This window comes from Micromonospora sp. WMMD708 (assembly GCF_049315245.1).
In the GTDB taxonomy this organism is placed as follows: Bacteria; Actinomycetota; Actinomycetes; order Mycobacteriales; family Micromonosporaceae; genus Micromonospora; species Micromonospora wenchangensis.
On the sequence record NZ_CP186060.1, the window covers coordinates 3,336,087 to 3,346,286 of the forward strand.

Sequence of the window (10,200 nt, forward strand, 5' to 3'; positions counted from 1 at the left end):
GGCCCGCCGCCTCACCCCGGCCCGCCGGTCCCGCCGAGGGCCACGGCGCGCGTCGCCTCGCCGAGGGAGAACTCGAACCCGGCGTCCGGGTCGCGCACCAGCCGCTGTGTCGCGGCGGCGTGCGCGCGCACCCGGGGGTCCGGGTGGGTCCCGGCGGAGAGCAGGACCGTCGTGCCGGCCCCGCCGAGGGTGGCCAGCGCGCGGCTGAGGCTCAGCCAGGTCGCCCGGTCACCCCGCCCGAGCTGGGTGGCCAGCACCTCGGCCAGCCCGGACTCCGCACCGTCGGGCACCAGGGTGACCGCCGCCCGCCAGGCGCTACGCGCCACCTCGTCGTCGGGATCGGTCAACAGGCCCCGGGTGATCGCCGGCCAGGCCCGCCGGTCCCCGATCTTGGACAGCGTGTGCAACGCCTGACTGCGGGCCTGTGCCCGGGGCGACCCCAGGGCGGCCACGAGCCGGGGCACCGTCGCCTCCGGTGGGTGACGGGTCAGCGCCCAGGTCAGCATCTCGCGGACGGAGAAGTCCGGTTCGGTCGCGCAGCGGGCGACGAGCGGCTCGACGAACGCCGGGTCGGGGGTGGTGCCGATCGCCAGCGCCGCCCGCAGCCGCACCGACGGGTCCCCACCCGCCAGCCCCCGTAGCGCCCGCGTCGGGTCCACTTCCGCTCCGGTCATCCGGACCACCTCCCCGACGCAGTGTCGACCCTGACACCGTGTCAGGGTCAACCGGCGGCCCGCCGGGTCCGTCGCACCCGGTGGGGTTCACCGGGAGCGCAGGGCGGCCGGTGGACCGAACCGGACCGGTACGCCGGGTGAGTACAGCACGCTGACCGGCGGGCCGGTCGGCGTCGGTAGCCCGGCGGCGGTGACCAGTTCGTCGTCCAGGTGCAGCAGCTCGGCCCGGTGCAACGGCCACTGCGGATGCCAGTTCGGCAGGTGCCGGGTGCGCCCGTACGCCCGGGTGTGCAGGCCCCACCGGGCGGTGAGGAAGTGCTCCACCGGGGTCGGTCGGCGGATCGGCGTACCCACCCGGACCACCACCTCGCTGGTCGTGCCGACCGGCCCCGGCCAGCGCCGACGACACCGGTAGATGCGCAGGTCACCGTCGTGGTCCAACCGCATCGCCGACCACAGGTACGGCAGTCCCAGGGTGAGCCGGGCGACCAGCACCGGGATCAGCCGGGACGCGTCGAGGGAGCGGAACACCACGGCCCGCCGACCGGTGTGGTCGACCGAGTAGAGCCGCACGTTGGTCTCCCAGAACGTCCCCAGGTACGGCAGGGCCGGCCCCCGGCCGAAACCGAGGCCGACCATCCGGAAGCCGACCAGTCCGACGTAGGTGGTGCCGTCGAGGGTGTCCGGACGGGTGCCGGCCGGCAGCAGCGGCGCGACGAGTTCCGCGGCGACCGCCCAGTGCAGGAAGGTCAGGTCCGCCCACCGCTGGCGCAGCACCGTACGGGGGAACGTCCGGGCGGGGGCGGGGTCGACCGGCTCGATCTGCACACAGCCCATCCTGCTCCGCCGACCGGTGGGGTGGTCAACGGAGGGCCTGTCCGGCCGTTTCCCCGGCAGGGGTGGACGGCGGGGCGACGGAGCGGCGGGCGACGAGCACCCCGAAGGCCGCGGCGGTGAAGAACATGAGGCTGCCGTAGACCACCGACGGCATCGCCATCGTGGCGTTGTCCAGCAGCGTCGGGCTCATCCCGATCGTGATGGCCAGGGTGGCGTTGTGCAGGCCGATCTCGAACGAGGAGGCGACCGAGTCCCGGTGCCCGGCCCGCAGCAGGCGCGGCGCGAGGTAGCCGACGGCGAGGCTGACCAGGTTGAACAGGGCGACGATCACGATGATCTCGCCGAGGGTGGCCAGCACGTCGTCCCTGATGCCGAGCACCGCGCCCACGATGACCACGGCCAGCACCAGGACGGAGACGATCTTCACCGGTCGTTCCATCCGCAGGGCGAACGTGGGGAACCGGCGCCGCAGCAGCATCCCGATCGTGATCGGGACCAGGACCAGCGCGAAGACCTGGACCACCTTGCCGAACTGGAGACCGATCGTGCCGTCCGCACCGGCGAAGCCGGCCACCGACAGGTTGACGATCAGCGGGAGGGTGAACAGCGCCAGCACCGAGTTGATCGCGGTCAACGAGACGTTGAGCGCGACGTTGCCCCGGAACAGGTGACTGTAGAGACCGGCGGTGCTGCCACCCGGCGAGGCCGCCAGCAGCATCATCCCCACCGCCAGCTCCGGGCGCAGGTCGAAGGCGGTCACCAGGCCCAGGCAGACCACCGGCAGGAGCAGCATCTGACACCCGAGGCAGATCAGCACGACCCGGGGGTGGCGGGCCACCCGGCGGAAGTCCTCGACGGTCAGGCTGAGGCCGATGCCCAACATGACGATGCCGAGGGCGACCGGGAAGAGGGCGAGCGACAACCCGGAACCCATGATCCACCACCCTCCCGGGAGAAAAATTGGCTTGTCCCGTTGGAGGATGGCACCGCGGGTGTCCCCGGGCACCTCCCGGCATGCTCACCCGTGACCGTCCGGCCCGGAGCCACCGCCGCGCAACCGCCCCGACCAGGCAACCGCGCGGCCCAGGGTGTCAGGTAGTTGACGCGGCGTAGTCGGGTGCCCGCTAGAGGCGGGTGCGGGGTGAGCGGAGGGTGACATCAGCCGACCCGCCACTGCGAGACGAGGTAGTCATGCCCGTCACCCCGACCTATCCCGGCGTGTACATCGAGGAAGTCGCGAGTTCCGTCCGCCCCGTGATCGGCGTGGCGACCGGGGTGACCGCCTTCGTCGGGTACGTGCGGACCGGACCGGAGCACCGTGCCGTCCGGGTCAACACCTTCGGCGAGTTCGAACGCCGGTTCGGCGGGGTCGACCGGGACTCCGAACTCAGCCTGGCCGTGCAGCAGTTCTTCCGCAACGGCGGGGCCGCCGCCCTGGTCGTGCGGGTGCCCCGCACCGACGCCCGGGCCGCCTCGGTGGCCCTGCTGGACAAGGTCGGCGCCGGGGCGAAGTCCGCGCTGCTGCTGGACGCGACGAGCACCGGCGCGTGGGGCAGCGGACTGCTCGTCGACGTCGACCACGACGGCGTCAACGACGTCAAGTCGTTCAACCTCACCGTCACCGACACCGCCACCGGCGACACCGAACGGTTCACCGGGCTGTCCGCCGACCCGGCCGCCGCCGCGTACGCGGTGGCCCTGCTCAACGACCCGGACCGGGGTTCGGCGCTGGTCCGGGCGCGCGCCGGGGCCGCCGGGGCGGGCCGGCCGGTGCCCAGTGGCACGGTCGGCACCGCTCTCGGCACCCCCACCGTCGACGCGGCGAAGAACTACCGGCTCACCGTGCAGCCCGACCGGCCCACCAAGCCGGACCCGAACGACCCGGCCAAGACCGTGCCGGCGGTCGCCCCGGTGACCGTGACCGTGCTGGACAAGGGCGAGCGGTTGCCGTCCTCCCCCGCCGGGGTGGCCGCGCTGCTGCAACGGAAGGTCAACACCGCGCTGGGCGCCGCCGACGGCGCGGCAGGCCTGCGGGTACGGGTGGTCCCCACCGCCACCGGCGGGCTGCGCGTCCTCGGGGACGTGGACGCGGTGGTCGCCCCGGCGGCGGTCGACGCGGCCTTCACCGTCGCGGGGGTCTCCCCCTCCGGTGACGTCGCCGACGGCGCGGCCCTGCTGGGCCTGGCCGGGACGACCGCCAACGTCGGCCGGTTCAGCCCGCTCGGCGTCAAACGGCTCGGCCAGGGCGACCTGGTCACCGGCTCCGACGGCACCACCCTGCCCGGCACCGGCGCGCTGATCGGCAGCGAGGCCGCCTACACCGGCATCTACGCGCTGCTCAAGACCGACCTGTTCAACCTGCTCTGCATCCCCGACGCCACCCGTGCCCGGCACGGCGACCCCGCCGCCCTCGACAACGGGCTGGACCCGGAGGCCGTCTGGTCGGCCGCCTACGACCTCTGCGAGCGCCGCCGGGCGGTCCTGCTCGTCGACCCGCCGCCCGGGGTGGACGACCCGGACCGCGCCCTGGACTGGATCAACCAGCTCGGGGTCAAGGGCCCCAACGCGGTGGCCCACTTCCCCCGGCTGCGCATCCCCGACCCCACCGACGGCTTCCAGCCCCGCACCGTCGCCCCCGGCGGCACCCTCGCCGGCCTGTACGCCCGGCAGGACACCGAGCGGGGCGTGTGGAAGGCACCGGCGGGCACCGAGGCGCAGCTACGCGGGGTGACCAACCTGGTCTATCCGCTGACCGACGCCGAGAACGGGGTGCTCAACCCGTTGGGGCTCAACTGCCTGCGTACCTTCCCGGTGACCGGCACGGTCAACTGGGGGGCCCGCACCACCGCCGGTGCGGACGCACTGGCCAGCCAGTGGAAGTACACGCCGGTGCGCCGGCTCGCCCTGTTCATCGAGGAGAGCGTCTACCGGGGCACCCAGTGGGCGGTCTTCGAGCCCAACGACGAACCGCTGTGGTCGCAGCTGCGGCTGAACCTGACGTCGTTCATGCAGGACCTGTTCCGCAAGGGCGCGTTCGCCGGGCGGACGCCCCGGGAGGCGTACCTGGTGCGGTGCGACGCGGAGACCACCACCAGCGACGACCGGGACCGCGGCGTGGTCAACGTGGTCGTCGGGTTCGCCCCGCTCAAACCCGCCGAGTTCGTCATCGTGCGGATCCAGCAGCTCGCCGGCCAGAGCCCGTCCTGAGAGGTGTGAGTCATGGTGCAGTTCGCGGTCAACCCGACGCGCTTCGACCCGTACAAGAACTTCAAGTTCCGGGTGAAGTGGGACGGCCGCTACGTGGCCGGGGTCAGCAAGGTCAGCGCGTTGAAGCGGACCACCGAGGTGGTCAAGCACCGCGACGGCGGCAACCCGTCGACCAGTCACAAGTCGCCGGGGCGGACCGAGTTCGAGGCGGTCACCCTGGAGCGGGGGCTGACCCACGACGCCGAGTTCGCCCAGTGGGCGGGCCGGATCTGGGCACTGCACGCCGGGGCCGGCGCGGAGGTGTCCCTGGCCGACTTCCGTCGGGACATCACCATCGAGCTGCTCAACGAGGCCGGGCAGGTCGCCCAGTCGTACCGGCTGTTCCGCTGCTGGGTGTCGGAGTACCAGGCGTTGCCGGAGCTGGACGCCAACGCCAACGCGGTGGCGATCGAGCACCTCAAGCTGGAGAACGAGGGCTGGGAGCGCGACGAGGCGGTCACCGAACCGGCCGAACCCCGGCTCGGGTCGTGACCGTCGTGGGCCCGCCGTCGACCGAGGTGGCGCTGGTCCACGCCTGGGACGACGCGCTCGGTCAGCCCGCGCCACGCCGGGGGTTGCTGCTGCTCGGCCGGCCCGACGTCGACCGGCTGCCGGTGGGCGAGGTGACCGCGCTGCTGCTCGCCACGGCCGGTGGCTGGACCGGTGGGCGGGTGGCGACCACGGTGGACTGTCCGGCCTGCCCGGAACAGCTGGAGGTGACCCTCACCGTCGCCGACCTGCTGGCCGCCGCGCCGCAGCGGGCCGACCGGACCACCGGCCCGTTCACCCTGCACTGGCGGGGGCACCGGCTCACCCTGCGGCTGCCCACCCCCGCCGACCTGGCCGGGGCGGCGCGGGCCGGCGACGTGGCGGCGGCCGAGCTGTGGCTGCTCGACGCCTGCCTGCTCAACGCCGACCCGCTGCTGGCCGACCCGTCCGCCGCGCTGCCGGCGGTGTCCGCCGCGATGGCCGCACGCGACCCGCTCGGCGTCGTCGCGGTCGCCCTGACCTGTCCGGGCTGCGGCGGCGGCACCGAGGCACTGCTGGACGTGCCGGCCTGGGCGTGGCACGCCGCCGACGTCCGGGTGCGTCGGCTGCTCGACGAGGTGCACCGGCTGGCCCGCGCGTACGGCTGGTCCGAGGCGGAGGTGCTGGCGTTGGGTCCGCACCGTCGGGCGGCGTACCTGGAGCGGGTGCCGTGAGCGGCTACCTGGCCGCGCTGGCCGCCCTGGCCGTCGGGACCGCGCCCCGGCTGCGCCCCCGCCCCCTCGGCCGGTTCGAGCCACAGGAGCCGGAACCGGACGGCTTCCCGACCGACGAGGCACCGTGGCCGGCCACCCCGCCGACCGACCGACCGGCCGACCCGCCGCCGGCACCGCACGCGCCGGCACCGCAGTCACCGCAGTCGCCGGATGCGCCGTCGGTCGTTGCGGCGACCCCGGCCGTACCGGTGGCGACGCCGCCCGCGCCGCCGCCCGGGGCACCGGTCCCCGGGCCGCCCCAGCCACCGTCTCCGCCCGGTACCCGCGCCCCGGAGGTGACCGGGCCGGGCCGGCCGGTGGTGGTCCCGGCGGAGGCGACCCGACCGGACGCACCCGTGCCCGCGCCGGCGACCCGGGACGCACCGCCCCGACCGCCGGTCACCCCGACCACGCCGACCGCCCCGACCGGGCCACCGGCACACCGGGGAGCGGCGCGTCGCCGGGACGACCCGGACGGTCCGCCGGCCCGGCCGGCCACCCCGACGCCCCCCGTGCCGGCCCCGGTCGCCCCACCGCTGCCCGCCGTGCCGGCGGCCCGTGTCGCGCCTGCTGTTCCGCCCGCCCACCGGACGCCGGTCACCCGGGCCGACGCGCGGGCACCGGAGCCGGTCGCCGTGCACGTGCACATCGGTCGGATCGAGGTACGCCTCACCCCGCAGCGGCAGCCGGCCACGCCTCCGGCGGTCGCCGCCCCGACGACCTCCCCGGCACCCGCCGTCGCCCCAGGTCCGGCACCGGAACTTGAGGCGTACCTGCGCGGAGCGGGGGTGACCCGATGAGCACCGGGTACGCCCTCGCCGCCGTCACCGCCGTGCTGCGCGGGCAGTTGATGGCGTACCTGCGGGCCACCGGCGCGTCGTCGGCCGTCGGCGGGGTGTCCGTCTCCGCCGGCCCACCCGACCGGGTGACCGTCGGCAACCAGGAGGGCAACCAGGTCAACCTGTTCCTGAGCCGGGTGACCCGCAATCCGACCTGGGCCAACCTGGGGCCGCCGCCGCGCAGCACCGCCGGGGACGACGTCGCCGCGCCGCCGCTCGGTGTCGACCTGCACTACGTGGCCAGCGTCTACGGCCACGACCCGTTGACCGGGGAGATCCTGCTCGGTCACCTGCTGGCGATGCTGCACGAGACGCCGGTGCTGACCCGGGCGGCGATCCGCCGCTCGCTCGCCCCCGATCCGCCGGATCCGACGCTGCCCGCCCCGGTGGCCGACTCCCGCCTCGCCGAGCAGGTCGAGCAGTTGCGGGTGAGCGTCACCAACAGCCCCGGCGGGGAGGAGAGCTTCCGGCTCTGGTCGGCGTTCAGCGCGCCGTACCGCAGCAGCGTCTTCTTCGACGTGTCGGTGGTGCTGATCGACCCGCTGCGCGGCGCGCGGGAACCGCTGCCGGTCCGCGCGGTCAGCGCCGGCACGATCGACGTCGACGGCCCCGAGGTCGACCAGGTCCGCGCCGACGGGCCGACCGGCACCCCGGTCACGGCCGGCGCGACCCTGGTGGTGACCGGCCGTAACCTCGCCGGGCCGGACGTGCGGGTGCGGATCGGGGCAGCCTCGGCCAGCCCCGCCACCGTCACCGCCGGTGAGCTGCGGCTGCCGCTGACCGCGTTCGACCGGCCCGTCGCCGCCGGCATCCGGGGTCTGGTCGTCACCCACGCGGTGGCGTTGGGCGACCCGCCCACACCCCGGCCGGCGGTCAGCTCCGACGCGGTACCGGTCAGCTACCGGCCGACGATCACCGTCGCCCCCGCCGACGTGGTGGTCGAGTCCAGCCGCACGGTCGACGGGGTGACGCTGCGCACCGGCACGGTCACCGTCGACGTCGTCCCCGAGGTCGAGGCCGGCCAGCAGGTCACCCTCGCGCTGACCGGGGCGGGTGGCACGGTGCTCGCCGCGCCCGCCGGCAACGGGGTGCCGCCCGGCGGGGAGCGCACCGGGCGGATCGGTTTCGCCTTCCGCGACCTGCCGGCCGGCACGTACCTGGCCCGGTTGCGGGTCGACGGGGTGGACAGTCCGCTGCACGCCGACCCGACCGGCCGGTACGACGGCCCGGCCGTGGTGCTGTGATGCCCGGCCCACGCCCGGCCGCCCGCTGGCCCGCCCCGCCCCCGGTCACCGCCGGCGGCGACGGGCTGGCCGGCGAGCTGGACCGCATCCGCCTGCTGCTCAAGGGGGAACCGGCGGCCGACGCCCCGACCGCCGGTTCCCCGCTGGACCGGATCGGCACCGGGTTCGGGCTGACCGGCTTCGAACGTGACGTGCTGGCCGCCACGGTCGCCGGTGAGCTGGGCCTGCTGGACCGCCCACCCACGTTCGCCTGGTGCCTGGACGCCCTGCCCGGCGGGCACTGGGACGCCCTCGCCGCCGACCGTCCACTGCGCGCGGCCCGGCTGGTGGAGCTGGCCGATGGCCCCCTGCCGCACGCCCCGCTGCGGGTCGACGAGCGGGTCCTGCACGAGCTGCACGGCGTCGGCCGGCTCGACGAACGGCTCCGGCCCTACCTGGTGGCGCTGCCCCCGCCGCCGGCCACCCTGCCGGCCAGCCGCCGCCGGGCCGTACGGCAGCTCTGCGCCACCTGGCAGGCCGGGCGACGCCCGCTGCGGGTGTGCGGGCCCGACCACGACGACCGGCTCGACGTGGTGGCGGCGGCCTGCGCGACGGTGGGCCGGGCCGGGCACCGGGTGGCCGCCGCCGAGCTGCCCCGGGCGGTGACCGACCGGGACGCCTTCGCCCGGCTGTGGAACCGGGAGGTGGTGCTCGCCGACCCGGTGCTGGTCGTCGAGCTGACCGGCGACGAGCCCCCGCAGACGCGGGACACCGTGGCGCACCTGCTGGCCCGGCTCGTCGGTGACGTGGTGGTCAGCGTGCCCCGCTCGGTCGCCCTCCACGGGGTGACCCCGGGGCCGACGGTGGACCGGCCCACCCGGGACGAGCAGCGGGCGCTGTGGCGGGAACTGCTGCCCGGCCCCGCCGCGTCGGCCGCTGCCGGGCTGGCCCGGGAGTTCGACCTGGGGCACCGGGACATCCTCGACTGTGCCGCCCCCGCCGCCGGGCCGGGCGACGACCCGGTCACCCGGGCCCGGGGGCTGGTCCGTGAGCGGGTCCGCCGCGACCTGGACGGGTTGGCCGAGCGGATCGACGTGCGGGCCGGCTGGGACGACCTGGTGCTGCCCGCGCCCGCCCTGGCCCAGTTACGGCAGTTGGCCGCCGCCGCGGCCGGCCGGGCGCTGCTGGTCGAGCAGGGCTTCGCCGGCCGGACCGGTCGGGGCCTCGGGGTGGGTGCGTTGTTCGCCGGGCCCAGCGGCACCGGCAAGACCCTGGCCGCCGAGGTGGTCGCCGGGGTGCTCGGGCTGGACCTGCACCGGGTGGACCTGGCGACCGTGGTGAGCAAGTGGATCGGGGAGACCGAGAAGCAGCTCCGGCGGATCTTCGACGCCGCCGAACGGGGTGGCACGGTGCTGCTGTTCGACGAGGCCGACGCGCTGTTCGGCCGCCGTTCCGAGGTCCGCGACAGCCACGACCGGTACGCCAACATCGAGGTGTCGTACCTTTTGCAACGGATGGAGCGGTACCGCGGTGTGGCGGTGCTGACCACGAACATGCGCACCGCCATCGACCCGGCGTTCCTGCGCCGGCTGCGGGTGGTGGTGCCGTTCGGGCATCCCGGTCCCGCCGAGCGGGCCGGGCTGTGGCGGCGGGCCTTCCCGCCCGGGGTCGCCACCGCCGACCTGGACCTGCCCCGGCTGGCCGAACTGGACCTCACCGGCGGGGACATCCACACCGTCGCGCTGCGCGCCGCGCTGGTCGCCGCCGGGGAGGGAGGTCCGGTCGGGATGCGGCACGTGCTCGACGCGGTCGCCGCCGAGTACGCCAAGCACGACCGGCCGGCCGACCCGGGGCTGTGGTCGTGAACGCCGACGTCACGACCGTCGAGGTCGACATCCGCCGGCTGGTCGTCACCGGCCTCGACGCGCCGGTCGACGCCACCCTGGCGGCCGAGGTGGGTGCCCGGCTGACCCGGTTGCTGGCCGAGCGGGGGCTGCCGTCGACCGTGACCCCGGTGACCGACGCGCCGGCCACCGCCGACCTGCCGACCGCGCTGGCCGAGGCGATCTGGGTCCGGTTGCGCCTGCCCGGGTGGCCGCGGTGACCGCCCCCGGCCCGGCCGCGCGGCGGGCTCCGCTCC

Annotated in this window: 10 protein-coding genes; 7 read left to right on the plus strand and 3 right to left on the minus strand. The window is 75.7% G+C overall.

The annotated features are described in order from the left end of the window. Positions 1-11: 11 nt before the first annotated feature. The 3 genes from ACN260_RS14675 to ACN260_RS14685 all read right to left on the minus strand — a co-directional run bounded on the left by ACN260_RS14675 (position 12) and on the right by ACN260_RS14685 (position 2,445). Positions 12-674: a HEAT repeat domain-containing protein gene (locus tag ACN260_RS14675; protein WP_422756494.1), complete on the minus strand. Its 663-nt coding sequence runs from the start codon at positions 672-674 to the stop codon at positions 12-14. Between the two features lie 87 nt (positions 675-761). After that, positions 762-1,502 (minus strand): YqjF family protein, encoded by a 741-nt coding sequence (locus ACN260_RS14680; RefSeq protein ID WP_422756495.1) that lies wholly within the window; start codon positions 1,500-1,502, stop codon positions 762-764. 34 nt (positions 1,503-1,536) lie between these two features. After that, entirely contained in the window at positions 1,537-2,445 is a 909-nt protein-coding gene (locus ACN260_RS14685) for a bile acid:sodium symporter family protein (protein WP_422756496.1), read from the minus strand. 257 nt (positions 2,446-2,702) lie between these two features. Between ACN260_RS14685 and ACN260_RS14690 the strand changes: the two genes are divergently transcribed. The 7 genes from ACN260_RS14690 to ACN260_RS14720 are packed head-to-tail and all read left to right on the plus strand — an operon-like array spanning position 2,703 to position 10,164. Beyond that, the gene (locus ACN260_RS14690) at positions 2,703-4,718 is read left to right on the plus strand and encodes a phage tail sheath family protein (RefSeq protein WP_422756497.1); all 2,016 of its coding nucleotides are present in this window, start codon (positions 2,703-2,705) and stop codon (positions 4,716-4,718) included. A gap of 12 nt (positions 4,719-4,730) precedes the next feature. Next, positions 4,731-5,249: a phage tail protein gene (locus ACN260_RS14695; RefSeq protein ID WP_204924330.1), complete on the plus strand. Its 519-nt coding sequence runs from the start codon at positions 4,731-4,733 to the stop codon at positions 5,247-5,249. After that, positions 5,246-5,959, plus strand: a complete 714-nt coding sequence (locus ACN260_RS14700; protein ID WP_422756498.1) for a hypothetical protein — start codon at positions 5,246-5,248, stop codon at positions 5,957-5,959. The genes ACN260_RS14695 and ACN260_RS14700 overlap by 4 nt, the downstream gene beginning before the upstream one ends. Then, positions 5,956-6,798, plus strand: coding sequence for a hypothetical protein (locus ACN260_RS14705; protein WP_422756499.1), 843 nt, complete (start codon positions 5,956-5,958; stop codon positions 6,796-6,798). The genes ACN260_RS14700 and ACN260_RS14705 overlap by 4 nt, the downstream gene beginning before the upstream one ends. After that, positions 6,795-8,081, plus strand: a complete 1,287-nt coding sequence (locus ACN260_RS14710; RefSeq protein ID WP_422756500.1) for a DUF4255 domain-containing protein — start codon at positions 6,795-6,797, stop codon at positions 8,079-8,081. Before ACN260_RS14705 ends, ACN260_RS14710 begins: the two co-directional genes overlap by 4 nt. Beyond that, positions 8,081-9,925 (plus strand): ATP-binding protein, encoded by a 1,845-nt coding sequence (locus ACN260_RS14715; RefSeq protein WP_422756501.1) that lies wholly within the window; start codon positions 8,081-8,083, stop codon positions 9,923-9,925. Before ACN260_RS14710 ends, ACN260_RS14715 begins: the two co-directional genes overlap by 1 nt. After that, positions 9,922-10,164 carry a hypothetical protein gene (locus ACN260_RS14720; RefSeq protein WP_422756502.1) on the plus strand — a complete coding sequence of 81 codons (243 nt, stop codon included), beginning with the start codon at positions 9,922-9,924 and terminating at the stop codon, positions 10,162-10,164. Before ACN260_RS14715 ends, ACN260_RS14720 begins: the two co-directional genes overlap by 4 nt. The last annotated feature ends 36 nt before the right edge of the window (positions 10,165-10,200 follow it).

Excerpts from the sequence above, each read along its gene's own strand:
- ACN260_RS14675 (WP_422756494.1), bottom strand. The coding sequence starts at position 674 with ATGACCGGAGCGGAAGTGGACCCGACGCGGGCGCTACGGGGGCTGGCG.
- ACN260_RS14685 (WP_422756496.1), bottom strand. The coding sequence starts at position 2,445 with ATGGGTTCCGGGTTGTCGCTCGCCCTCTTCCCGGTCGCCCTCGGCATC.
- ACN260_RS14690 (WP_422756497.1), top strand. The coding sequence starts at position 2,703 with ATGCCCGTCACCCCGACCTATCCCGGCGTGTACATCGAGGAAGTCGCG.
- ACN260_RS14695 (WP_204924330.1), top strand. The coding sequence starts at position 4,731 with ATGGTGCAGTTCGCGGTCAACCCGACGCGCTTCGACCCGTACAAGAAC.
- ACN260_RS14710 (WP_422756500.1), top strand. The coding sequence starts at position 6,795 with ATGAGCACCGGGTACGCCCTCGCCGCCGTCACCGCCGTGCTGCGCGGG.
- ACN260_RS14715 (WP_422756501.1), top strand. The coding sequence starts at position 8,081 with ATGCCCGGCCCACGCCCGGCCGCCCGCTGGCCCGCCCCGCCCCCGGTC.